The 24,958-nt window shown below is 56.1% G+C and carries 22 protein-coding genes and 4 pseudogenes; 3 read left to right on the forward strand and 23 right to left on the reverse strand.

What is annotated here, in order from left to right:
* Nucleotides 1-523 precede the first annotated feature (523 nt).
* The 3 genes and pseudogenes from FLT43_RS02930 to FLT43_RS02935 all read right to left on the reverse strand — a co-directional run.
* Nucleotides 524-1,660, reverse strand: a pseudogene (locus tag FLT43_RS02930) (extracellular solute-binding protein); the annotation flags it as partial.
* Nucleotides 1,661-1,797: 137 nt separating this feature from the next.
* Nucleotides 1,798-2,313 carry a helix-turn-helix domain-containing protein gene (locus FLT43_RS29920; protein WP_244194018.1) on the reverse strand — a complete coding sequence of 172 codons (516 nt, stop codon included), beginning with the start codon at nucleotides 2,311-2,313 and terminating at the stop codon, nucleotides 1,798-1,800.
* Nucleotides 2,282-4,144, reverse strand: coding sequence for a PDC sensor domain-containing protein (locus tag FLT43_RS02935; protein ID WP_244194019.1), 1,863 nt, complete (start codon nucleotides 4,142-4,144; stop codon nucleotides 2,282-2,284). The genes FLT43_RS29920 and FLT43_RS02935 overlap by 32 nt, the downstream gene beginning before the upstream one ends.
* Before the next feature lie 186 nt (nucleotides 4,145-4,330).
* Here FLT43_RS02935 and FLT43_RS02940 point away from each other — a divergent pair, with 186 nt between their 5' ends.
* Nucleotides 4,331-6,406, forward strand: a complete 2,076-nt coding sequence (locus FLT43_RS02940) for a class I SAM-dependent methyltransferase (RefSeq protein ID WP_087440524.1) — start codon at nucleotides 4,331-4,333, stop codon at nucleotides 6,404-6,406.
* A gap of 167 nt (nucleotides 6,407-6,573) precedes the next feature.
* Here the strand turns inward: FLT43_RS02940 and FLT43_RS02945 are convergent, their stop codons facing one another.
* Entirely contained in the window at nucleotides 6,574-7,446 is an 873-nt protein-coding gene (locus FLT43_RS02945; RefSeq protein WP_087440525.1) for an SDR family oxidoreductase, read from the reverse strand.
* Nucleotides 7,447-7,611: 165 nt separating this feature from the next.
* Here FLT43_RS02945 and FLT43_RS02950 point away from each other — a divergent pair, with 165 nt between their 5' ends.
* Nucleotides 7,612-8,574: a helix-turn-helix transcriptional regulator gene (locus FLT43_RS02950; protein ID WP_087440526.1), complete on the forward strand. Its 963-nt coding sequence runs from the start codon at nucleotides 7,612-7,614 to the stop codon at nucleotides 8,572-8,574.
* A 109-nt stretch (nucleotides 8,575-8,683) separates the two neighbouring features.
* A complete protein-coding gene (locus FLT43_RS02955) occupies nucleotides 8,684-9,196 on the forward strand; it encodes a DUF1572 family protein (protein WP_087440527.1) in 513 nt (170 codons plus the stop codon).
* Nucleotides 9,197-9,314: 118 nt separating this feature from the next.
* On the opposite strand, the gene FLT43_RS02960 is transcribed toward FLT43_RS02955, so the two are convergent.
* From FLT43_RS02960 to nikB, 19 genes and pseudogenes are all read right to left on the reverse strand, one after another.
* Nucleotides 9,315-10,394, reverse strand: a complete 1,080-nt coding sequence (locus FLT43_RS02960) for an undecaprenyldiphospho-muramoylpentapeptide beta-N-acetylglucosaminyltransferase (protein WP_087440528.1) — start codon at nucleotides 10,392-10,394, stop codon at nucleotides 9,315-9,317.
* Nucleotides 10,395-10,668: 274 nt separating this feature from the next.
* Nucleotides 10,669-10,959: an ATP-binding protein gene (locus FLT43_RS29925; protein WP_244194021.1), complete on the reverse strand. Its 291-nt coding sequence runs from the start codon at nucleotides 10,957-10,959 to the stop codon at nucleotides 10,669-10,671.
* 3 nt (nucleotides 10,960-10,962) lie between these two features.
* Nucleotides 10,963-11,646: pseudogene (locus tag FLT43_RS02965) on the reverse strand (response regulator transcription factor); the annotation flags it as partial.
* Nucleotides 11,618-11,749, reverse strand: a complete 132-nt coding sequence (locus FLT43_RS30445) for a hypothetical protein (RefSeq protein WP_255321579.1) — start codon at nucleotides 11,747-11,749, stop codon at nucleotides 11,618-11,620. The pseudogene FLT43_RS02965 and the gene FLT43_RS30445, both read right to left, overlap by 29 nt.
* A gap of 196 nt (nucleotides 11,750-11,945) precedes the next feature.
* On the reverse strand, nucleotides 11,946-12,413 hold the full coding sequence (locus FLT43_RS02970) for an NUDIX domain-containing protein (protein WP_087440530.1): 468 nt from the start codon (nucleotides 12,411-12,413) through the stop codon (nucleotides 11,946-11,948).
* 142 nt (nucleotides 12,414-12,555) lie between these two features.
* Nucleotides 12,556-13,457, reverse strand: a pseudogene (locus FLT43_RS02975) (pyridoxal phosphate-dependent aminotransferase).
* Nucleotides 13,458-13,620: 163 nt separating this feature from the next.
* The gene (locus FLT43_RS02980) at nucleotides 13,621-14,010 is read right to left on the reverse strand and encodes a hypothetical protein (protein WP_087440531.1); all 390 of its coding nucleotides are present in this window, start codon (nucleotides 14,008-14,010) and stop codon (nucleotides 13,621-13,623) included.
* 187 nt (nucleotides 14,011-14,197) lie between these two features.
* A pseudogene (locus FLT43_RS02985) lies at nucleotides 14,198-14,851 on the reverse strand (metal ABC transporter permease); the annotation flags it as partial.
* A gap of 12 nt (nucleotides 14,852-14,863) precedes the next feature.
* Entirely contained in the window at nucleotides 14,864-15,151 is a 288-nt protein-coding gene (locus FLT43_RS02990) for a DUF5316 family protein (RefSeq protein WP_087440532.1), read from the reverse strand.
* A gap of 115 nt (nucleotides 15,152-15,266) precedes the next feature.
* Complete coding sequence (locus tag FLT43_RS02995) at nucleotides 15,267-15,779, reverse strand: DUF6886 family protein (RefSeq protein WP_087440533.1); 513 nt, start codon at nucleotides 15,777-15,779, stop codon at nucleotides 15,267-15,269.
* Nucleotides 15,780-15,810: 31 nt separating this feature from the next.
* On the reverse strand, nucleotides 15,811-16,605 hold the full coding sequence (locus FLT43_RS03000; protein WP_087440534.1) for an arylamine N-acetyltransferase: 795 nt from the start codon (nucleotides 16,603-16,605) through the stop codon (nucleotides 15,811-15,813).
* 376 nt (nucleotides 16,606-16,981) lie between these two features.
* Nucleotides 16,982-17,176, reverse strand: a complete 195-nt coding sequence (locus FLT43_RS03005) for an immunity 22 family protein (RefSeq protein ID WP_087440535.1) — start codon at nucleotides 17,174-17,176, stop codon at nucleotides 16,982-16,984.
* 51 nt (nucleotides 17,177-17,227) lie between these two features.
* Nucleotides 17,228-18,520 carry a UDP-N-acetylmuramate--L-alanine ligase gene (murC, locus tag FLT43_RS03010; RefSeq protein ID WP_087440536.1) on the reverse strand — a complete coding sequence of 431 codons (1,293 nt, stop codon included), beginning with the start codon at nucleotides 18,518-18,520 and terminating at the stop codon, nucleotides 17,228-17,230.
* A 223-nt stretch (nucleotides 18,521-18,743) separates the two neighbouring features.
* Nucleotides 18,744-19,496 (reverse strand): class I SAM-dependent methyltransferase, encoded by a 753-nt coding sequence (locus FLT43_RS03015; protein WP_087440537.1) that lies wholly within the window; start codon nucleotides 19,494-19,496, stop codon nucleotides 18,744-18,746.
* A gap of 45 nt (nucleotides 19,497-19,541) precedes the next feature.
* Nucleotides 19,542-21,179 carry a nickel ABC transporter substrate-binding protein gene (locus tag FLT43_RS03020; RefSeq protein WP_087440538.1) on the reverse strand — a complete coding sequence of 546 codons (1,638 nt, stop codon included), beginning with the start codon at nucleotides 21,177-21,179 and terminating at the stop codon, nucleotides 19,542-19,544.
* Nucleotides 21,176-21,991: an ATP-binding cassette domain-containing protein gene (locus FLT43_RS03025; RefSeq protein WP_087440539.1), complete on the reverse strand. Its 816-nt coding sequence runs from the start codon at nucleotides 21,989-21,991 to the stop codon at nucleotides 21,176-21,178. The genes FLT43_RS03020 and FLT43_RS03025 overlap by 4 nt, the downstream gene beginning before the upstream one ends.
* Nucleotides 21,967-22,830 carry an ABC transporter ATP-binding protein gene (locus FLT43_RS03030; RefSeq protein ID WP_087440570.1) on the reverse strand — a complete coding sequence of 288 codons (864 nt, stop codon included), beginning with the start codon at nucleotides 22,828-22,830 and terminating at the stop codon, nucleotides 21,967-21,969. Before FLT43_RS03030 ends, FLT43_RS03025 begins: the two co-directional genes overlap by 25 nt.
* 26 nt (nucleotides 22,831-22,856) lie before the next feature.
* Nucleotides 22,857-23,681: a nickel transporter permease gene (nikC, locus tag FLT43_RS03035; RefSeq protein ID WP_087440540.1), complete on the reverse strand. Its 825-nt coding sequence runs from the start codon at nucleotides 23,679-23,681 to the stop codon at nucleotides 22,857-22,859.
* A gap of 52 nt (nucleotides 23,682-23,733) precedes the next feature.
* The gene (nikB, locus tag FLT43_RS03040; RefSeq protein WP_087440541.1) at nucleotides 23,734-24,672 is read right to left on the reverse strand and encodes a nickel ABC transporter permease; all 939 of its coding nucleotides are present in this window, start codon (nucleotides 24,670-24,672) and stop codon (nucleotides 23,734-23,736) included.
* Nucleotides 24,673-24,958 lie beyond the last annotated feature (286 nt).

Genomic DNA, 24,958 nt, shown 5'->3' on the forward strand with positions numbered 1-24,958 from the left:
TGAACGGTTCGTGCCCCTCGATTACTTGTCCCGGCACGAACCAGCTGCTTTATCGCTTATTGAACCGATCCAGAGCGGCTTGCTGAATTTGGATCGCCTGCTCAATCCCCATCGATTGAATCGTCTCGGCAAAAGCATCGAACCGATCCAGCGGCTCGGCGCCCATGATGAATTTATTGAACATTTCCGATTTGTACGTATCGATATCGGCCATGATGGAAGCGTAAGTGGAGCTCTCATCCGACGTCCGCGTCAAAGGAGGCAGCAGTTTGCTCCGGTCCGCATCGAGCCAGTTCTTCATGGCCTGCTTCTGCTCCGGCAGCTCGATATACTGCTCAATATAGCGTTTGTCCTGCACGAACGGCCCGGACCAGTTCACCGGCATATATTTGGCCATCGCTTCCGCGACCGGCAAGCCCTCCGGATTTTTCATAATCTCGTCCGTATATTTCGGGTACCCGTTCTCCATCTGATAGCTCACGCCTTCGACGCCGAAGTTGAACAGGAGATGCCCTTCCTCGCCGTATTTATAATCCATCCATTTCACGATCTGCTCTGGATTCGGCGCAGTCGCCGAGACGGCGGCGCCAATGCCGGCGAACGGCGAATCGGCTTGGCCAAGCGCCTTCTTGCCCGGAATGGCAGTCGGATAAGGCGCGCCGGCCAGCTCGAACTCCGGATGGGAGCCCTTCATCAGATTCGTATACCGCCCGACCCCCGACCCATTATACGTAACGAGCGAGCCAAGCACATTGCTCGTCATCTTCGCATCCTGCAGCTTGCCGTCAGTTGTCGCGTAATCTTTGTCCAGCAGTTCTTCCTTGTACCAGCGGTTCAGCATCGTCAAGTAATCCTTATATTCGGGCTGGATCGGCCCGTACTTGATCTCATTGCCTTCCCGGTAGAATCCATCGGTAATGCCGAACGCGCCCACGAACGCGACATTGATATCGCGCAGCAGGAACGGGATCTCATCCTTCTTGCCGTTGCCGTTCGGATCGCCGTCCCGGAAGGCGATGAGCATCTTCTCCCACTCCTCGGTCGTCGTCGGCACCTGCAGGCCGAGCTTGTCGAGCCAATCCTTCCGGATCGTCGGCCCCATGAACGTCAGCAGCTCTTCATCCGGGCGCAGGAACGGGAAGACGTAAATGTTGCCTTCATCGGTCGTGACCAGCTTTTTCAGATCGGGCCGCGCATCCAGCACTGCCTTCAGATTCGGCGCATGCTGGTCGATGAGCTCATTCAAGCGGAGAATGCGCTTCTCCTTAATCGCCTGATCCGGCCCCTTCGCGACACCGCCCCATGTGTACTCGATGACATCCGGCAGCTTGCCGGAAGCGAGCATCAGATTGAACTGATCGGCTTCCTGCCCGGCGGGCGGATGCTGGAATGTGACCTTCGTTCCGATCCGCTTCTCCAGCTCCTGATACGCCCCCATATCGCTGAAGCTCTTCATTACAGTGCCGGCATTCCCGATCGGAGCCCAGTACGTTAAGGATGCGGGATACGGTACTTCACCCGCCAGCGCATTGGCCACAGGCTCCGCCGCCTGCTCCGTCTTCCCGCTGCATGCAGCCAGCATCCCCGTCAGCATCACGAGAGACAGCAGCGTCAGCATCGTTCGTCGCCATAATAATTGTTGCATGACATGACCTCCCATCGAATGTGTAATTCCAATTTCGGTGATTGGCGAAAGCCTGCTTCCACTATAGCGATCCGTTCAGCGGTCGGTAAGTAAACGTTTTCAATATCGGTTAGCAAATGGTACGATTCCGGGTATACCGTTGTTAAGATCGGTTAACCGTTCTTCCGATCGTCTTGTCCGGCCAGCATCTCGCGGTATTTGCCGGGCGTTACGCCCTCGTGCTTTTTGAAGAACCGCAGGAAGCCGACATCGCTCGCATAGCCGACCCGCTGCGCGATGTCCGAGATCGTCAGCCGGCTGTCCGCCAGCAATTGCTTCGCCTCCTCGACCCGCAGCTTGGCGATATATTCGGTGATGTTGCGTCCGCCGTATTTTTTGAAGCAAGCGGAGATGTAAGGCGAGGTCATCTCGAACTCGTCCGCCATGACGTTCAGGCTGAAGTTCGGGTCCCGGTAATTCGCCTCGATATAGGCCGTCATTTTGCGGAGCAGCCGTTCGTGATAATCGCTGCGTTCTCTCCATATGTACTGGCAGAGCGTATTATACTGCCGCATAATCCGCTCCTGCATCTCCTCCCCGGCCACGGGCCGCGCGGTCAGTCCCACCGGGTCGATCGGCGAGCCGAACACCTCCCGATCATCGACTTGAATGCTGTTTGTGATTTTCATTAATGTCGTTAATAACTCGATCGTCAAGCAGCGGATCCGGAGTCACCTGCTTCCACTGCCAATTCAGCTCGAAAATATGCTGCAGCAGCTTCGCCGTCTGTTCCGCGTCGCCGCTCTTGACGACGTTCATCAGTTGAATCTCCGTCTCAATCGGATAGTGATAATGCGGAGATTGGCCCGCGTCAATCTGTTCATACATCATCGTCGATTCCGTCCCGTGCACGATCCGGTAATCGAGCGCCATCAGCGCCTCGCTGTAGGCGGCCGCAATCCGATCGATCCCGCGGTGAATTGCGCTGACGCCGCAGGCGACGGACAGCTTGAAGCGAAGCTGTGCCGTCTCCTTCAGCGGCAGCAGCAGATCGTCCCGGATCGCGCTGACGGAGGCCGACGATGCCGGCACATTCAGCAGCACGGCCAACCGATCGCGCTCCAGCTCGACGATATAGCCCCGCCCCTGCAGCAGCTCATGACCCAGATTCGTCAGCACGAACCGGACCAACCCCCATTCGCGTTCGGTGTCCCCCTGAATGAATTGCGAGCAATCGGTGATATCGATCAGAATGATGCCGAAGTAGTCGTGATCGAGCCGGATGTCCATGAAATCGAGCGTCTCGTTCATCCCGTAAGACAGGTCGACATGCCCGCGAATGAGGCGCGACAGGAAATTCGCCCGCAGCACGGGCGCTTGCTCGGACAGCGTATGCCGCAGCTTATCCTCCTCCTCCAATGTCCGGATGACCGATTGCTTAATCAGATCGAATTCGTCCCGGTACATCCCTGAAGATGACCGTTCCCGCTGCGCCAACACCTTCACCACGCTCTTGATCGGCTGATAGTAACGGTAGGCCATCGCATAGGAGCCGCCAAGCCCCGCCGCCAGGCAGCCCGTCAGGAGAATCAGTGCCCAGCGCTTGATGACGAGCACCTCCTGCAGGACCACCTTCTTCGGAATGACCGAGACGTATTCCCAGCCGCTGCTTCCCTTGACGCGCGACAGAACCATCGGCTCTCCGTCGATCCGCATCCCGTTATTGCCGGTGTCCTGCTGCAGATAACGCTGAATGGCGAAGGCCTTATCGCCGTGAACTGTTGACATCAGCACCTCCTGCTTATCGTTCAGGATCATGAGCGAGCCGTCATTGACGCCTTCAATCTGCGTCAGCATCGCTTTAAGCTGCTGTTCGTCGATCTGAACGATCAATTGCCCCTTAATATCTGATACATACTCATAAGGAAGAGATTGAACGAAGGTGATCATGTTGGACTGGACATTCTCCCGCCTGACGGGTTCGGAAGGCAAATAGTGCTTCGGATGGAGCCCCGTCAGCAGTTGATGGCGGACCCATTCGCCGCTGCGGGAGGTATAAATGGCGATGCGCGAGAAATAAAGAGAGGCATCCGTCTTCATCTCGGGGGTCAGAATCATATCGCTCCCTTGGAAATAAACCGCAAAATCATGAATGAAGCTGCTGATATTTTTGTATTTACTCAGCTCCTTCAAGGCGTCAATGACCTTCAGTTGCTTCTCCAGTCCTTCGCTGCCCGCATTGTTGAGCAGCCATCTGACCTTGGGATTGAAAGCCACCTGGGCCGTAAGCTGCTCCACTTCCTTCAATCTCGAATCCGTAATCTGGTTTAACTGCTTCAAGAGACCGATGTTCGTTCGGATCGCGTGATTGATCATAATTTCCTCCATGCGGTAGTAAAAAACGCCTGCCACCGTCACCGGCAGCAGCAGAATAGCCAGGTACGACAGCAGGAGGGTCAAAAAAACGCTCCTCCTCGTCATGCTTCCTCTCCAGACGCGGATGCTCCAGCGATCCTTCACCCCTGTTCCCCCTTCCCTTTTCTTCAATAATGTGATGGCTTAAATATAAGAGAATGTTCAAAAACCGGACTTTTTGAACTTGTACTATAATCATTTACCATAGTAGATGAGAAAAAGATGCGCCATTTCCAATATGGTAAAATAACAGATACTTATCGCATCAATCCAAGGAAATGAGTGAGGGCCATGCTGACATCATTAGAACATATCCGCATGTACAGGGAAGGACGCGACGATCCGGCGCTGCTGTCGGACAATCGCTGGCTGCAATATATCGTTACGGCCGAGGAGCGCATCGTCAATCTGGAGCGGATCCAGTCGCTGCAGCAGCTGGCGAACTCCAATCCGGTGCTGGATTACGTAGAGCGCACCTTGCAGGTGCTGGATGGGCTGCCGCTGTCGTTCTGGATTAAGGAGACGATCGAAGAGGTATTGAAATGGTCGGAGACGGCCAAGGGCGGGAGCGTCCGTCAACGCATCGCCTGGCAAGAGCAAGGGATCTCGTTGTTCGCCCACAATGTAGGCTCGGCGCAGTTATACGGCCAGCATACGCGGAATCAGCGGCAGGAACGCGTGCTGCTCACCCACACGCTCATTTTTACGCATGGCCTGATCGGCCAATATTTGCGCGGCGAGGTTCCGCTCGCGGAGAATGCCCCGCTCTATCATCTCATCGAGCGGGGCATCGTCTCGGCGCAGGAGATGCGGGATCTGCTCCTGCCGCTGAACCAATGCATTATCGAGGCGGTATCCCCTGAGCTGTGGGATATGCTGAAGGCCGATACCAAGCTCGTCATCGACCAGATCGTAGGCGGGCGCTTCGCAGAAGGATTCACCCTTCCGGAGCGCATTCGCCGGCTGCGGGCGATGTCCGAACGGCGCGGCGAGAACCCAGAAGCGGAGCTGAGGAAGCTGGCGGAGCAGCCGCGGGCGCTGGATTCGCTCCGGGAGTTGGAGCCGAAGACGCTCTGGTATGTGGAAGCCGCGCTCCATGAATGCACGTTCGAGGAATTCGTGAAGATTTTCTTATTAGCGCTGGCCGCTCCGGAGATGGACGCCCACATCCGGCATATCAGCTTCGAGCGCCTGATGAATGGCATGTATTATGATTACCGGGGCCGGAAGCATTTGAACGTCTATAAAAAGCGGATGATCGAGCAGGCGCTCCGCTCCTTGACCTACGATGACATCGCGAATGGCGCGAAGCCGGACAGCCCGCATCTGGACTTGCGCATCGAACGGGCGGACGGGATGGCCGACAGCGTCTACGTGGACTTTGTTTTCTCCCAAGCCGCAGAGAAGTTAATTGAGTTCTGCATCGAGGCCGAGAAGACGCCTCTCTACGAGCGGGCCATTCTGATGCTGTTCGATCTGTTCGAGCTGCGGCGCGACGCCTATGACCGCTTCCATAACGAGGAGGCGTATCTGTCCGATATGAACGGGTCGGCCGATTATAAGCAGGTCATCCTCGACTACGTGACAGGGTCCCGCGTCATCGATATCGGGCCCGGTGGCGGCGTCATGCTCGATCTGCTCGAAGAGCGGCTGCCGGAAGCGGAAGCGATCGGAATCGACATTTCCCAAAATGTCATTGAGGCGCTGGAACGGAAGAAGCAGTTGGAGAACCGGCGCTGGCGCGTGATGAAGGGCGATGCCCTCGATTTGAAACGGTTCGTGGCTCCACAGAGCATCGAGACGGTCATTTTCTCTTCCATTCTGCATGAGCTGTATTCTTATATTGAATATGAAGGACAGCGGTTCAATCCGAAGACGATCGCCGCCGCCCTCCGCAGCGCGTTCGACGTGCTCTCCCCGGGCGGACGCATCATCATACGCGACGGTATTATGAGCGAGCCGGAAGAACAAATGCGGATAATCCGCTTCCGGAACGCGGACGGCCTGCCATGGCTGGAGCGGTATGCCAAAGACTTTGCCGGACGGCGCATCGCGGTCGAGCGCCTGTCTCCTTTCGAGGCGAAGCTGCCGATCAATGACGCGATGGAATTTCTGTACACGTACACCTGGGGACCCGAAGCGTATGTGCATGAGGTGCAGGAGCAGTTCGGCTATTTCACGCCGACGCAGTATGCAGAGTTCATTCAGCGCACCCTTGGCGAGCGTGCGGCAATCCTCCGCTGCGATCATTACTTGCAGGACGGGTATACCGAGGCGCTGGCGCCAAAAATCAGCTTGCTCAATGAACACGGAGAGCCTGTCCGCCTGCCGGACAGCACCTGCTTGATCGTGATTGAGAAGAAATAACGCGGAAATAGCGGGCAGGCCGATATCCTTCTCCTGCGCGGGAAGGCATCAACCGGCTGCAGCGGATGTTAGCGGAACTTCCGCGTTGAACCAGCGGCAAGAGAAGCCATGAACCGAGAAGAGCCGGTAACCGGCTCTTCCTTCACGGCTGTCTTGAGTCCTGCCGCTTATCCGATGCCCTGCTCCTTGGCATAATTGCCCCAATGCGGACGGCTTCCGTCGGCATCGGTGAACGGGTACCGCTCCGACAAGCCCCATGTGCTGAAGCTTTTTCCCGACAAGTCCAACTTGTCCGGATCGGCGGCCAACGCCGCAATCGCCCGGCCGATATAGATCGGCGTCTCCGACATCAGGAAATGCGGCTCCTTCTTCCCGGCTTCTCTCCAATTCTCCGCCGTCACGCCGAAATGATCCAGCATCTCCTCGGAACGAAGGAAGCCCGGCGTAACCGCGACGGCAGTTACCCCATGCGGACGCAGATCCTCCGCCATCGCGGCGGCGAGATGAATGGCGGATATTTTGGCCAGACTGTAATACAGATTGCCGCGGTAACGATAATCGATGCCATCCGTAATCTCAATGATGATGCCCTGCCCCCGGTTCACCATGAGCGGTGCGCCGTAATAGCTCGTCATCATATGGGAATGCACGGCCTGCTGCTGCATCCGCAGCCCGTTGGCCAGCGAATGCTCCCAGAAGGCGGTTCCCCACTCGGTCAGCGACTCGCCTCCCCATACGTCGTTCACCACTATATCCAGCTGACCGTCCTGCTCGGCCCGAATCCGCTCGAACAGCGCCTTCACTTCCACCTCGACCATATGATCGACACGAACCGGAATACCCTTGCCTCCATGGGCCGTCACCAGTTCCGCCGTCTCCTCGATCGTCTCGCTCCGTCCCATGTCGGACTGCCGGCCGCGAACCGAACGGCCCGTGCAGTATACGGTGGCGCCGGCCTCTCCCAGCATCGCGGCAATTCCTCTGCCCGCTCCCCGCGTTGCGCCAGCTACGACGGCCACCTTGCCATGCAATGGCTTCATCTTCTCATCATCCTCTCACATTCTTGACTACAAACCCAGTGTACCCGACCCTATATGACATCTATTGTCATATTGATATGATAAGATGAGATTAAATGAGATTAGATGAGCACGCTTCAAATGAACTGCGTTAGAAATAAATTACACGGGAAAGAGGATGATAGGATGCGGGCGGATCGGCTGTTATCCATTGTGCTGCTGCTGCAGAATCATGGCAAATTGACATCGAAGGAGTTGGCCCGGCAGCTGGAGGTATCCGAGCGGACCATCATGCGAGACATGGATGCGCTTAGCGCCGCCGGCATTCCGGTGTACGCGGATCGGGGATCGTATGGCGGCTGGATGCTGGCGGAAGGATACCGTACGACGTTGACGGGAATGAAGGCGACGGAGCTTCTGTCGCTGCTGCTGATCCCCTCCACCCTGCTCGATGATCTCGGCCTTCGGGAAGAGGGAGACAGCGCTCTTCGGAAGCTGCTCGCCTCCACGACCGCCGAGCAGCGGCGGGATGCGGAGATTGCCCGGGAGCGCCTCCATATCGACGGAGCGGGTTGGCATGAGACGACGCAGGATTCGTCGCCCTTTCTGTCTCTGCTGCAAGAGGCTGTATGGGAAGAGCGGGCGGTTCGCGTGGACTACGAACGCGAGGATGGCGTCGTGACCCGGACGCTCCAACCGCTCGGGCTCGTGGCGAAGCGGAATGTGTGGTACGTCGTCGCGGAGACCGCCGATGCCGCGCTGCGCACGTACCGCTTGTCGCGGCTGCGGCATGCCGAACTGCTGGACGAGACCTTCACGCGCCCCGCTGGCTTCGACCTTGCGTCCTACTGGGCGCAATCGACGGCCCAGTTCACCGCAAGCCTGCCGCGCTACCCGGCGCGTATTCGGCTGCGCGACGAGATGCTGGAGCGCTTGTCCCTGGACCGGTACGTGCGGGTCGGCCTGGTCCGGGTGGCAGGCGGCGGGTGGTCCGAGGCCGAAGTCGAATTCCATACGCTGGAATCGGCCGCCGAGACGATTCTCCGCTTCGGGCCGCGGATGGAGGCGCTTGCGCCGGCCGAGCTGCGCGCCGCGGTCATTGCGGAAGCGAAGGCGCTGCTGGCGCAATACGGCGAGGAGCAGGCCTGATGCCGCTTTTTCGAATGCCGCCTGTGTACTTTTTTTCTTCCATCGTATAGGTGGCCGTGTTATTTACAGGTATACTGGAAGCAATTCCAATGCCGGAGGTGCATGTATCATGCCGCAAGATTCGAAGGAGAGCGTGGCTCAGCATTATTTGCGGGTCGTCATCGACAAATTCACGAGCCTGAAAGCGGACGCCGAGCGGGCGATGGCTCAGCTTCAGGAGCAGGATATCCATTGGGCGATGAACGAGGACTCGAACAGCGTCGCCGTTATCGTCCAGCATATGAGCGGCAATATGATATCCCGCTGGACCGATTTCCTGACGAGCGACGGCGAGAAGCCAGATCGGAACCGCGACGATGAATTCATCGACTCGATTCGTACCAAGTACGACCTGCTGCGGGTATGGAACCGCGGCTGGGACGTCTTCCTGAATGCGCTCCGCTCCTTGACCACGGACGATCTGTTGGCGACGGTCACGATCCGGAACGAGCCCCATTCCGTTCTCGAAGCGATCGAGCGCCAGATGTCGCATTATTCGTATCATGTCGGCCAGATCGTCTATGTCGCGAAGCAGATTCGATCCGGGGAATGGAGCACCTTATCGATTCCCCGCCAAAAATAAGGCTCCGGCACAGGGCAGGCCTGTCATCAGCAGATCTGCCCTTCGTTCTGGAAGGTCTCGCGTCACAAGCCATCTTCCGAGGCGTTCCCTCATAGGAGAACTTCCCTGACCGCTCCATCTACCGCTTGGCATATCGCTCGATCATGTCCGCCAGCTTCTCTGTCGTGCCGATCGCATCGCCAGAGTGCGAATCCATCCGCTGCACATACTCGACCGTTTTCTCCGCTAGCGTATGCACCATACGCAGGAAGGCGTCCGACGACACGTCCGCATCATCCAACACCTCGGCGAAACCTCTGTCCGCGAACGATCTGGCGTTCAGAATCTGATCGCCGCGGCTGGACCCCTTCGGCAGCGGAATCAACAGCATCGGCTTGCGCAGTGACAGCAATTCAAAGATCGCGTTCGATCCGGCCCGCGAGATGACGACATCGGACATCGCCATCAGATGAGGCAGCTCGTCATGGACGAATTCGAATTGCTTGTAGCCCGGATGCTGCAGAGCCTCATCCACCTGGCCCGCGCCGCAAATATGCACGATCCGGAAGTTGTCGAGCAGAGAACGCAGGTTGGCCCGGATCGCCCCGTTGATGCTTTTGGCGCCCAAGCTGCCGCCCATGACGAGCAGGACCTTCTTCCCCGACGGGAATCCGCAATGCAGCCGGCCACGGGCGGCATCCCCCTGGCGCAGCTCCCCGCGAACGATCGCGCCGACGTATTCCGCTTTGCCGCTGCGGATATGCTGAAGCGTCTCCGGGAACGTCGCACAGATCCGGGTAGCGAACGGAGTGGCGATACGGTTCGCCAAGCCCGGCGTCATATCCGACTCGTGGATGATGGCCGGCACGCGCCGCATCCATCCTGCCGCCACGACCGGCACGGACACGAATCCTCCCTTGGAGAAAACGATCCGCGGCCCAATGTGCCTCAATAACGCATAGGCTTGGCCACAGCCTTTTAAGACCTTGAACGGATCCTTCACATTGTTCCAATCCGCATAGCGCCTTAGCTTCCCGGTCGAGATGCCGTGATAGGTCACCTCAGAGTAGGCGGACATGATCTTCCGTTCGATTCCATCATACGACCCGATATAGTGAATATCCCAATTCCGTTCCAGCATCTTCGGAATCAAGGCGGCATTGACGCTTACGTGCCCTGCCGAGCCTCCACCGGTCAGGACTATCTTTTTAATCTTCATCCGCTTCCCCCATACCCGCGCCCCGTTGTCCGGTCATCCCAATGCTCTGCTGACAGGCTTCGGACATGCGAATTTCCTGTCCAAACGGAGTCGGATGGAATGCCTGTCAGCCATAGCGGACATATTGGTTTACATAATATTTATTATGATAACCACAAATCTTGCTCTTACTGGACCTGGATCATTTCGCATAACGAGGAATACCGCGGTTCCACATACTCTTTACTTGCCTCATTGTATTCTACCGCTTCCCGTATTGGCAAATTGATCTCGTTTACCTGTTCGGCAGCCGTACCGTGAAGGTGAAGTGTCCGTCCTCATGCCGGAGCCTGATCGTGCCGCCATGCAGCTCGAAGATGTTCTTCGCGATGGACAGCCCCAGACCGGAGCCGGATTGAATCGCATGTGCCGTACGGGAATCATCGGCCTTGTAGAAGCGTTCAAACAGATGCTTCTCCTGCTCCGCCGTAATCGGATTGCCCTCGTTCTCGATCGCAACGGTCATATGGCCGTTTCCTGATTGGAATGAGACATGAATCTGGCCCGGCTTAATCGAAAATTTCAAGGCGTCAATTTTATAACCTACTCCCCAGACGGTCTTAATATATTGCGGGCTTCGAGGGTTCAGTTCAAGCTTTTCGCGCAGATTACGGATATGCACCATGACCGTGTTGTCCGAATACCCTGGAGGCTCATTCCAGACGAGCTCATAGATCTGTTCGGCATGGTATACCCGGCCGCGATGCTTCGCCAGCAGCTCCAGGATCGAGAATTCAATCGGTGTCAAGATGACCGTACGCTCCCGCACCGTAACCTCGTGTTGAATCCGATCGATGACGAGATCGCCGACGCGGATAATCTCCTCGTTCATCGCCTGGGATTTCGCGTATTTCTGGCGGCGCAGTTGGGCCTTCACGCGGGCCATCAGCTCCAGCGGATTGAACGGCTTCGCCACATAATCATCGGCTCCGGTCGCCAGCCCGTTGATTTTGTCGATATCCTCTTCTTTGGCGGATAGCATAATAATCGGGACACTTGAAGTCTCTCGAATTTTCATGCAGGCCCGAATCCCGTCCATTTTCGGCATCATCACGTCCAAAATAACGACGTTAACCGGTTCGGTATTCAATCGTTCGAGCGCTTCCAAGCCATCGGATGCTTCGCGAACTTGATAACCTTCATTGCGCAAATATACATGGATGACATCCCGAATCTCCGGATCATCATCCACGACTAATATCGTCGCCGTCATGGCTCATCCCATCCTTATGCTTCATAATGAACATCACGCTTCCCAATACGAATATGATCCAGGCAACCTCCAGCCCATAGGACAGATCGAGTGCCATGCTCATCTTCACTATCCCCCCTCTATCCTTTCCCTCCTTAACTTATCGCAAAAAATTGAAGTTCTCCCCGCAGAAAAACTAAAGAAATTCTAAAGACGACCGATACGAAGGTGCTGCGTTCTCGATCGGCGTACGGCACGGTAAATCTGCGGCCGGATCAACAAAGCCATCCAGCATGCACGCCTGGATGGCCTAAAAATCCTTATTTTCGAAGCAGAACGTCCTTCTTCAACAGCAAGTCCTCGAAGACAGGTCTCTGGACGGTACTGATCTGTGCGGTATCGATCTGCTCCAGACGCTTGAATTCCAGCGCCGCCGATTCCCCCGCCTCGTCCCGAAAGAGCAGCGTCTTGCCGTCTTCCTCTAGCTTCCCTTCCAGATTCACTGCCGCATTGAACAGGAACATGACGAACACGACTTCATTGCCGTCCGGGTATGTATAATGCATCCGTTCGCCGCTGTAGATCGAGTACAGCTCATAGCGCTCGACCACAAGCCCCGTCTCTTCATAGACTTCCCGAATCATGGTGTCCTCGATCGCTTCTCCCGGCTCCATGCCGCCTCCTGGCAGGCCCCAGTTGCCGTAATCCGATCGCTTCTGCAGCAGCACTCTGCCGGCACGATCGCGGATGATCGCTCCCGCGGTCACGATGATTTTGGTTTTTGCCACATTTTCCACCCTTATCTATGTATATTTCGGCGTTGCGCAGCGCATGCGGCAACCCGTTGCCTACCGATGCCTGCAAGCGCTCCGCCCAGTCGGCATCAAGCCGCGCCTATTAATTAACCACATTCATGATTAATATCATTAATTATATTATACCGCCTATTTTTCGCACCGCATCGACAACTTGCTTCATTTCTTCATTCGTCCCGATCGATACTCTCACATAGTTGTCGATTCTGGGCTGAGCGAAGTACCGGACCAATATGCCTTGCTCGCGCAGTTCCTCAAATAGCCGCTTCGCCGGAATCGCGGGATGGGTCATCATGACGAAGTTCGCCTTCGATTCGATAACGGAGCCCCCCAGTTCTTCGAGCCGCTTGACCGTCCATTCCCGCGTCCGGATGACGTTCCGGCAAGTCTCCCGGAAGCAGTCCTCATCTTCCAGCGCCGCCTTCGCGCCCGCGAGCGCGATCCAGTCCAGCGTATAGGAGTTAAACGAGTTTTTGACACGTTCCAGTCCTTCGATCAAGTCTTCCTGTCCGAAGGCCATGCCTACCCGCAGGCCGGCCAGCGACCGCGACTTGGACAGCGTCTGAATGACAAGCAGGTTCGGATACTCATTGATAAGCTTAACCGCGGATTCCCCGCCGAAATCAATATAGGCTTCATCGAGGATGACAACATGCTCCGGATGAAATGCATCCAGCCGCACATGAAAATCATCATCCAGGCGATTGTCTCATACGGCAGGCCATATAAATTCGCATATACTTTGTAGAAGCTGTATGTAGCATCCGGGAACAGGACCGGGGCTCCGGCGCAAAAAATGCGGCGAAGGAGAAAGCCAGTATTTCATCGGAGCCGTTGCCGATGAACACTTGCCGCTCGCTTAGCCCGAATCGTCCGGCCGCGGCCTGCCTCAGCTCCTGGCATGCCGGATCCGGATTTTCATTTTGTATTCAGTTTGATATAGCTTTTGTCCTTCGGCTGCTCCCCAGGCACATAGGGGACAAGCCTCTTGGTCAGGTCGCTCCAATATTTGCTCATGCTCTTCTCTCTCTCCTTTCTGCGTTGGATTGTCTCACGATGTACTCACAACGCGTGGTACGAGCCCCATCTCGAACTGTAACGCATATAATTAATATCATTAAATAGTACTAGACCACAGCCTCTCTCCCCGGAAAACAGGCGCCTAGCCAAACGGCTCGAATCAATGACCCTCCCGCCCGATGTCATGGGAATACGTCTCTTCCTGAATAGACGACCGGGCCGGATCCAGCAAAGTAAGGAACTTTTCATAGAGCAGGTCCAGTTCCGGATCCCGGTACAGAGGCCCTGCCGCTTCCCGGTAGGCTTGTTCGCTTGAAAAGATCTGAATCTCTATCCATAGGCCGGGCTCATCGGAGCTTGGAGCATAATGCAGCGTATAATCGATATGTGCCCGGTATACGGCATCGGCACATGCCATTAGCTGATGATAGGCCTGCGTCTGCGACGATTGTATGTAGTAGCGGAATATTTTGTAATACAGAGTTATCCCTCCCGAGTCCGCATTTTTGATTCGAGATCGGCCGTACCCCAAAAAATGACGTTCGAGCATGATTTCGCCTTCTCCACTTTTTCCCTGTCTTCATCATAGAATAGTAAACGTCTGTCTGCAATCCCGGATTCTGAGACATTTGGAGCAGGACGAACGAATCATCCAGACGCACAAAGCCAGAGAGCCTGACGCCCTCTGGCTTATCTTCTTCTATTTTGATCAGACCAAAGTCGCAAACCTGCTCTACCTACCGGGATCCATCAACCGCATCGGGACGCACATACCGCGAGAGCAGACCGTGCCTCGGCGAGCCGATAAAGCTAATCATGAATACAATGCCGGTGCCGAAGGCCATCGAACCAGAAATCGACGTGTCCAGCCATACCGCAATATAGTAGCCTCCGGCTGCGGAGAGAATCCCGAAGGCCAGAACCCTAGCACGAGCATGACGGCCAAGCTGTCGGTCCACAAATACGCGGCCGCCGCCGGTGTAAGCAGCATAGCTACAACCATAATCGCTCCGACCGTATCGAATGAGGCGACGGCAGTCACCGAGACCAGCCCCATGAACACGTAATGCATGAGCGCCACGGGGATTCCGATGCTTGCTGCCAGCGCCGGATCGCAATCAGCACACTCAGCAGTACGATGCCGGGAATCAGCGTCGCTTCCGGTATTGAACCGAGCCCGGGCAGGTCAACCGAAGTCCACGGCACGAACGTAATCTCCCCCATCATCGCGTGCTTCACGTCCAGATGGGCATTGCCCCCTGCGTCGCGATCAGGTTCACGCCAATCGCGAACAGCGTCGTGAAGACGACGCCGATCGAGGCGTCCTGCTGCACGCCCCGGGAATGGAACCACTGCACCAGCACGGCGGTCAGCAGTCCAGCAATATTCGCATAGCGGATTGCCTATTTCGTTACAAAATATACAATGGTCACCACTAAAAACGGAATCGAGCATAGGAACGCGCTCCCAGACCATTGAGTACGGGCGCGCAGTTCTTCTGTTGAGCTGGAGTGGAAGTTGGCTCGTGACCGATCCCCGCTTACGAGCGTACCGGATAGGATTGCCGCGAGAATCACCAGAATTCCCCCAGGCCACGCATTCGCTTGGGCCGCCAGTTCCCAGCCCCCCCTCGCATACGCAAGTGCCGTAATTAGCAGACTTATAATACATGCCAATCCGAAATATTTCATTCCCGCATCCCTCCTCTGCCTTGATGCCTGTCGTCCATCTGTCTCGGCAATATTCACCTTTTATAGTGTAATACGTTACAGAGCGGATTCGGTTCGGCCTATATTTATCGAGCAGTCATGGCTTGGCGGCCTGATTGAAGCGGTGAATGCCGAAGCTCTGGAAGGAGGAGCGGAGAATCGCGTCGCGCAGCGGATATAGATTCGGCGTTACGCGCAGCTCGACTCCCAGTTCCAGCAGCCTGTCGACGAGTCTATTCACAGGAGTACAGCCTGCAGGAATGATCGTATGAGGGGAAATATAGTACCCCGCCGTCTTATCATACAACTCGAACAGATCTTCCTCAAATGCATACCGGTATATCGTACAGTCCGCGACGCGGGCGTACCACCGGCTCTCTATCGTAATTATCGTATTTGCCAGCGAATAACCCAAAAATTGTTCCCGCTCTTCCTTGCTCATATCCGGTGTAGCCCTGATGACAATCCGGGGACAGTTCCTCGGAAAAAAATAAGTAAATTGATGCTCTTCATCAATCGCCCATACGACCGGAGGAAAGCCTTCCCGATTCTGGTTCTCCCTCGGGGCGAACCGCTTAATGCCGGGTTCTTCGCTGAAATGGTACAGCATTGCGTCCCTCCTCATACACTGCTGGTCATTCTCAATGCCTGTCTCTGTCCAGTTGGGCGCGTCTGCGCCGGAAGATGCCGCTGGCTTGCTCGTACAAGGCAAAGTCCATCCCGAACTTGTCTGTTATCCAGTGCCTAAGTTCATCCGGCTCCAGTTCCCGCTTGATCTTCCGATCCGGGAAATACTGCTTCAGCGTGCCATTCGTTAACGAAGTCGGGATATCTTCGACATTACCGAATATGAGCAGCTCCTGCAAGACAAACGAGGTGTTCCAATCATTCGATCGATTGATGATCGGAAGCAATTCCTCCAGCTCGACCGGCTCTGGGTTCAATGTTTTGGTCGGGCCCGGCCGCCGCACAATGGTAATCCCGTCCGCCGCAGCGGTATAGGTGAATGTCTCCCTGTCGTCCGCCGCAACGAATGACTGATGCAGCGGATAGGCTTGAAACAAAGGTGCGCAGTAGCCGAGATCGACATAATACGGCTGATCCAGATCCACGCGCAAGCAGAGATGCCCCGGGTCCATGTAGAGATAATGCGCGCTATATCCAAGCTGCCGCAGCAGCCAGTGGAAGCCGATAGCAATCGTCCAGCAGGTGCCGCCATACCCTTGCGTCACCATACGATTGACATAGACCTCGATAGGAGGAATGAACTGCTTCCTCGAGGCGCCCGCCTCGTAATCGATGATCTTGGTCAAGTTCTCCCATCGCACCTTCCGCTGGAACCGATCGATCAACCTGTTCAGCAGAGCCAAATCCGCCTTCCCCCGCGGCACCTCCATATAAGCCAAAAACCGCTCCACAAGCGCTGCTGCTTCCATTCTACATCTCCCCCTTCGATTGTTGACTTCATTTCGTCATTCCGAATCTTGCGCCGGGGCCGCTCCCAGCCTCTCTAATTCAGCTGGCGCTCCGGCATACCCGGGCGGCACTAGATCTCTTACCGCTTCTCCTCAGCTTCGTCCTATAGAATATCCCATTTTACCCCTCCTGTCCCGTTATCTGTATTGTAGAGGAGCGGAGGAATAATTCAAGTCTGTTCTTACGCCCGTGTTCAGGAGCATAGGAAAAATATTCTGATCTGCCGGCGCGGCCCGGGTTAAAAGGAACTACTCCTTGAGAAGAATCTCAAGATCGCAAAAAAGACTCTTCCATCCCCTGCAAGGGACAAAAGAGTCTGGATGCCGCCTAGGTCATTCATACCGGACGCCGAATCACTTCCTCCTCATAGGAACAGCCTGCCAGCAAATCTGCCAGCCCGACGCCGGGACTATCTGCGAGATACGCTTCCCGGAAATCGCCGTCGAAATAAAAGATGCGAAAATCCTCGGCGAACGGAGGCTCGATGCCGTCTCCGTCCTCCGTATATGTATACGTCAAGTAACGCTCCAGCTCCTCTTCCCCTAAGGAACCAGGGCGGAGCTCCCTATCCGCCCTGCTTCATCACAGCTCCACAAGCCGTCTCTGATACTTCTGGATATCGCCTGCCCCCATGAAGACGAGCACCGAATCCTCATAGGATCCGAGTTGGCCAATCGAGCTTTCAGACAGAAGCTGCGCACGCGGAATCCGATCGCGCAGATTTTCAATCGATACGCTGCCGACCCGCTCGCGCGCCGAGCCGAAAATCGGACAGAGGAACACATCGTCCGCGGCGATCAGCGATGCGGCGAAGTCATCAATCAACCGTTCCAGGCGAGTGAAGGTATGCGGCTGGAATACGCTGACGATGCGCCGATCCGGATATTTGCTGCGGGCCGCATCCAGCGTCGCCCGAATCTCGGACGGATGGTGAGCGTAATCGTCAATTACGATATTGGTCTTCCATCCCGATTCCGTGAAGCGCCGCTTCACACCTCCAAAGGAAGAAACGCGCTGCCGGATCGCGGCCATATCCAGCCCGAGCACGAGCCCGACGCCGATGACAGCGAGCGTATTCAGCACGTTATGGCGCCCATAGACCGGGATCGTGAACCGATCCAGCTTGGCCCCCTGCCAAATAACATCGAAGCTGACGCCTTCGCCATGTACGGAAATGGACTCAGCCCTTAGTTCATTATGATCTCCGAATCCGTAATAGAGAATGGGCTTCGCGGACTGAAGCAAGCGCACCTGGTCGTCATCTCCGCAAGCGACGATCTGCTTGCCAACGGTGGCGGTCATCTGCTCGAAGGCATGTCTCACATCGTCTACCCCCCGGAAGTAATCCGGATGATCAAAATCAATATTCGTAATTATGGCGATATCCGGCTGATAAGCCAGGAAATGCCGCTTATATTCACAGCTCTCGAAGACGAAGAATCGGGCGTCGGCCGTACCGGACCCGGTCCCGTCGCCGATCAGGCTGCAGGTCGGCCAGGAAGAGCCGAGCGCGTGCACCAGCATCCCCGTCGTCGTGGTCTTGCCATGCGATCCGGTAATGGCGATGCTCGTATAGTCCTTCATCCAAGCCGCCAGGAAATGATGGTATCGCTGGATGGGCAACCCCTGTCTTCTGCATTGTTCCAAGCTCAAATGCGCATCATCGAAGGCATTCGATGCAATTACGATCATATCGTTCGCCAACGGCGCCTCACCGAAAGCGTATATTGGGATATTCCTTGCCTCCAAAGGAGCCTGTGTAAATATCGCCTCCCCGACATCTTCCCCTTGAACCCGATGTCCGAGATCATGCAGCAATTGTGCTAACGCACTCATTCCGCTTCCTTTTATCCCAATAAAATGATAGCTGCCCATTGTGACCTCCCTATAACGATTACACGATGTTGTACAGTATATGTATTTATACAAAATATGCGCTTGCCTATGTGTGCGCATACAGACATTATACGTAATTATGCCCCCGTTTCCAATGTATTCCCTTCATTTGCCAATCATATGCAAAAAAAACACCGGCAGGATGCCGGTGCTCAGCTTGTCGTCTTATTCTGGATGACACGCCTGTTCTTTATCTATGCTGTCATGCCTTTCGGGCGACAATCATAAAGCGAACATCCGTTTGATACCCATATTTCCAATATTGCAGTGATTGCTTATACCCGGGAAAATAATCGGTCCGGACGATGTCGATTGTAAACCCTGCCTGCTCGAGCGCTTCGATATCGGCCTCCGGCCGAGCGGCCTGCACGAACGGCAGCCGTTCCAGCGCCCGCTCATCGTGGCTCGCCCGTGTGCTTATTCTCCGCTCGGTCAACAGGATGAGCATCCAGGCCATCGCACGCCGCAGAAGGTACCTGAGGCCTCGCTGCTTCTGGTACAAATAGTTGCCGTCAAATAGGAGCAATCGTCCGCCCGGCCCAAGCACCCTGAACCATTCGTTGTACGCACCGGCCGGATCCGGCAGCGTCCAGACGACATCGCGGGATACGACCGCATCATAGGATTCATCCTCCTCGCGCTCCAAATGGGCCGCGTCGCCTTCATACACCTGAATATCCAGTCCTGCGGCCTTGAAGTTGCGCGCGGCGGTATCCACCATGCCGGGCGAAGCATCTACCGCAGTCAGATGATGGCCCATCTCCGCAAGAAGCAAGGAGAAAAATCCGGGTCCGGTCCCTGCATCCAATATGCGCTGCGGCTTGTGTTCGCTCAATCCTTCCTGCAATAACGCCTTCCATCTTTCAACGGTCCGCCGGCTGCGGAACTGCGCCTGTACGACCTTGTTATAGCCGGCAGCCCCGGACGTCCAATAGCGGGAAATTTCTTGTAGCAAACTTCATCACTCCTCCATTTCGATTTCACGGACAAGCACCCTCCGTCAGTACTCCACCTGAAGATCGTTCCACGCAATTGGCGCATAAGTCGTATAGCCCGGCTTGAAGTTCCGGACTCGCTGGTTCACCACAAAAATATCGTCCGGGTAATAAATAGGCGCGTATATCGCCTCTTCCTTAGCCCTGGCAAACCACTGATCATACAAGGCCTGCCTGCGGCCGGTGTCCGTGGATACAAGCGCTTGATCAAGCAGCGTCTCTAACTTCGCATCCGACCAGGCAACGGCAGGCGTGCCGCCGGTCTGATGAAACAGCGACAGCAAAAACGCATGCGGATTGTAGGCATCCGAATAGGTTCTGTACAGAATGAGATCATATTTTCGGCTTTTCCACAACGTATCGTAGTACGCATTCGGTTCAAGCACCTGAAGCTGAACTTGGATGCCAACTGCTTGCAATTGGGACTGAACCGCTTCGGCAATCGGCTTCCACTCGGGATACTCTGCCTGCTGCAGCACGAGCTTCAGCTCCAGCTTGCGGCCGTCCTTCTCTAGCGCCCCGTCTCCATCGGAGTCGGCGTAGCCCGCTTCCCGGAGCAGCCGTCTGGCCTCATCAAGGTCATGTCCATACCAACGGTTATTGCGTTCCGTGATGTACGGGACGGTCAGCGGGAACAAGCCTTGAGCTTCCTTGCCGGCGCCGCCGAGCAACTGCTCGAGGATACTTTGTTTGTCGATGGCAAGATTGATCGCCCTGCGCACATTCACATCCTGAAGCATCCATTGGTTCTCGTTGAAAATAAGAAAATGAGAGCTTGTCCCTGCCGCTTGTTGAACCGATAACTGCGGGTCCGCCCGGAGCAGCTCCAGATTGTCAAAGGGGATTGTGCCCGCTTCGCCGCCGGAAATGTCGACTGCGCCGCTCTGTAACGCAAGAACCCGCGACTGCGCGTCCGGAATCACCTTCAGAACAATCTTCTCCAGCTGCGGCGCATCCCCCCAATAAGCCGGATTGCGAACAAGGACCGCTTCTTGATCCTTCGTGTAACCATCAACCATCCATGCTCCGGTGCCGATCGGCTTCGTGAAACGTCCGTCCGGATCGCCGAACGGCTCAACCGCCGAAGGGCTGATGATGCGAACGGGACGGGCAAAGGCCATTTCCGTCAACAGCGGGTAAAAAGGCTCCTTAAATGTAAATTGAATTGTCGCCCCATCGATGACCTTGATGTTCTGAAGCCCGGTGGCGACATTGAGCGAAGAATATGCCGGATCCCGGTACCAGCGCTCGAACGAAAATTTCACCGCCGCCGCGTCCAATGGCGTGCCATCGGAAAAAACGACGCCCGATCTCAGGTGAAAGGTATAGATCCTGCCATCGTCCGACAGGTCCCATGACTCGGCCAGCGACGGGACTATGCTCCCTTTGTCTCCGTATTCCACCAGACTGTCGTACACCATCGGATGTACCATAATCGAGCCTCCATAGGTGCCCGCGTCCAGTTGATCCAACGCCGGATCCGAGGCGACAGCCACCACAATCTGCTTGCCGGCGCCGCCTTCGCCAGATGACGCGGGTCGTGCAGCCGGACCGCACCCAGCCGCCAAGACAAGGACGAGCGCAGCCATTGCCGCGCAATACCAACGCATTTGTTTTTTGATTCTGGTCATTCGTTTTCTCATAAGCTGTTCTCCAACTCCTGGTGTCTTTTTTTCCGGTGATGAGGATCTTGAGCGGGAACAGCCTCTAGCAGCTGACGCGTATACGGATGCCTGCACTCTTCCACAGCTGCCGCCGTCTCGATCACCCGGCCGCGGCGCATAACGGCGACCTGGTCACACAGTTCGGGAATGAGCGATAAATCATGGGTAACAAACAAGTAAGTCAGGCGCAATTGCCGCTTCAATCTCTGAAGCAGATGCAGCATCGATCTGCGGAGCGTAAAGTCCAGGCTGGAGAAGGGCTCGTCGCAGATGAGCAATTCCGGTCCCGGCGCAAGCGCGCGCGCAATTCCGACTCGCTGCTGCTGGCCGCCGCTCAGCTCATCCGGATAGCGCTTCAAATACCGCTCGTCCAGCTCCACGAGACTTAGCAGCCTAAGCACCTCCCTTCGGCGTTCCTCTCCCGACAGCTTTTGATAATAATCCAACGGCTCGGCAATGATCCGTTCTACGGTTAGCAGCGGATCGAAGGAGGCGAAGCTGTTCTGGAACACCATCTGCATCCGCGATCTCAATGGCCGCATCCGCCGCGAGCTCCATCCGGTAATGTCCGTCCCCCGGTAGAGGACACGCCCCGACGTTGCGCGCTCCAGCCCGAGCAGCAGCCGCGAGAGCGTGCTTTTGCCGCAGCCGCTCTCCCCGACGAGTCCGATCGCCGTCCCTTGCGCGACCTGAATCGATACCCGGTCGACCGCCACGACTTCCTCAGCCCTGGAGAACCACCTCCGGTCCTGGCGATACATTTTGGTCAGCAGCTCCGTTTCGATAAGCATGTTCCCCTCTGTTCTCCTCCCCTCGGCATCGCCGTCTCTTCTATCGCATGCGGCCGCAAGCAGCGGCTGTCCAGCAGCATCCTTGTATAGTCATGACGGGGCCGCTCGAAAATGTCATACACATCGCCCGCTTCCACAAGGCGGCCTGCCTTCATTACATAGACGCGATCGGCAATCTCGGCGACGACACTCAGATCATGCGTAATCAGCAGTATCCCGATGCCGCTCTGGCGCAACCGGCTCAATTCATCCAAGATCTGCGCCTGGCTCATGACGTCAAGCGCCGTAGTCGGCTCGTCCGCGATCAGCAGGCGCGCACCCGAGACAAGCGCTAGCGCAATCATGACACGTTGGCACATCCCTCCGCTTATCTGGAAGGGGTAGCGTCTCCATAATCCCGCGGGATCGGGCAGTCCGACGCGTGCGAGCTGAGCGAGCACGAGCGCTCTGGCCTCCCGGCGCGACACACGCCTATGGCGGCGAATCGTCTCCATCATCTGGGTGCCGACCGTAAGCACCGGATTCAAGCAATTCGCCGGATCCTGGAATATCATCGCCATGTCCTTCCCTCTTCGTCTGCGAATCTGCCGCGGCTTCAGCCGGAGCAAGTCCGTACCATCAAGCCACACTTCTCCGGCTGTTACCCGGCCGGACCGCTCAAGCAGACCGAACACGGAGCGCGCCGTCACCGATTTCCCGCTCCCGCTCTCTCCAATCAGAGCGACGATAGAGCCTGACCCCACGTCAAGACTAACGTCCCGTACTGCCTCAACAGCATGCTCCCCCGACCCGAATTCAACCGCAAGCTGTCTGATACACAGCAGTTCACTTTTCTCCATATGCAGTCCTCCCTTCCGCTCCATCATCATTGATTGTCCGTTCGCTCCGTTCCCCGCAGTCCCTCGCCAAGCAAGTTGAAGCCCATCGCCACCCCCATGATCGCCAACCCGGGATACAGCATGAGATGCGGCGCCGTCTGCATATACGAACGGCTGTCGTTCAGCATGGCGCCCCATTCGGGCGTCGGAGGCTGCGCCCCCAATCCAAGAAAGGAAAGCCCCGAAATGGCCAGCATAATCGCCCCAATCTCGAGCGAAGCGAGCACCAGCATCGGTCTGGCTGCATTGCGGATAATATGCCGCAGCACGATTTGCAGATGTGTCGCGCCTGAGGCGCGGGCAGCGCTAATATAGTCTCTCTCCTTGATCTGCAGGACGAGGCCGCGAATGATTCGGGCATATCCCGCCCACCATACGAGGACGAAGGCCAAGAGCAGGTTCGGCAAGCTGGGCCCCAATACCCCCGCAATGGCCAAGGCTAAAATGAGACTGGGAAACGCCAGCAGAATATCGATGATCCGCATTATGAAATGATCGGTCCACCCGCCAAAGTATCCCGAGACCATGCCAATCGGCACGCTGATGAGCAGGACGGCCCCCAACACCATCACGGAATAGAACAGCGACACCCGCGTTCCGGCAATCAACCGCGACAATATGCAGCGCCCCAAATGATCGGTTCCGAGCGGGTAATCCAGCGAAGGGGGGCTCAACCGGATATCCAAATGAATCTGGAGCGGATCCGACGGCATGAGATAAGGTGCAAACAGTCCCACAAATGCCGCTAGTCCGACGATTCCGGCTCCGGCCCAGAAGGATACACTTTTTGGAAAATATCCAGAACGAGACATATGATCGCTCCTTTACATGCGTGTTCAAAAGCGGACTGTGGGGACAACCTCATCACACTGGCTTGCCGAGACGAATTCTCGGATCTGCCATCTGATAGCCGATGTCGACCACGAGGTTGACGATGACAACGTTCACGGCCATGAACAGAACATAGCCTTGAATCACAATGTAGTCCTTCGCAAAAATGGCATCGACGGCAAACTTGCCGAGCCCCGGCCAAGCGAAGATCGTTTCCACGACGACCGCTCCGCCAAGCAAATGGCCGAAATGAATGCCGAACAGGGTCATGACCGGCAATAGTGCATTACGCAAGGCATGCGACCCGACGATAATATGCTCGGCCAGCCCCCTTGCTCTGGCGGAGCTCACATAGCTTTGACGGAGGGCATCAATCATGCCGGCACGAATCAGCCGGATATAGGTGCCGGCCAGCCCGAAGCCAAGCGTACAAGCAGGGAGCAGCACGCCGGAATAGCCATCTGTCCCGGTTACCGGGAACCATTGCAGCTTGACCGCCCCGTAATAGAGTAAGAGCATCCCCAGCCAATAACCGGGCATGGTGACGCTGATCATCGCCACTGCCCTGCCGATGCGATCGATCCAGCCGTCAGGAAATACCGCTGAAGCGATGCCAAGCGGCAGCGCGATCAGCAGAAGGATGACGATCGCTACCGCGGCTAGCAGAAGCGTAGCCGGAAGCCGGCCCAGCAGTTCGTCGATGACGGGTCTGCCGCTGCTCACAGAGACGCCCAAATCGAGGTGAAGCACGCGCCACAGCCAATGTCCGTATTGGACATAGAACAGCTGATCGAGGCCCAATTCGGAACGCGCTGCCGCGACCGCCTCCGGCGACGGCTGCACGCCGCCGGATCGAAGCATGATCTCCGCCGAATCGCCAGGGGTCACATGCATCAAACCGAAGGAAATGAGTGAGATGCCGAACAATACAGGCAAGGTCTGCAGCAGCCGCAGCACAACATATTTGATCATGACCACGCTCCCCAGGTTCAATGAAGCGACCACAGCATAAGAAAATGGATCGCCCCTTGATCTTATTCGTAATATTTACGAATAGAGACTTTGCTATTATTACTCATTGCTTCCGGCTCTGTCAATTCTTTTTTTTGAAAAAGGAAAAGGGCCCATTCCTTCGTTCGGAATGGACCGCTTTGGTATAAGATAGTTTTCGAGTGCCGTGATGCAACGCTAAGCGTACGCGGCGATCTGTGCTTCGATGTAGCGCCAGGCGCTCTCCCTGTCCCGATGAAACCATTCG

This window comes from Paenibacillus thiaminolyticus, from assembly GCF_007066085.1.
In the GTDB taxonomy this organism is placed as follows: domain Bacteria; phylum Bacillota; class Bacilli; order Paenibacillales; family Paenibacillaceae; genus Paenibacillus_B; species Paenibacillus_B thiaminolyticus.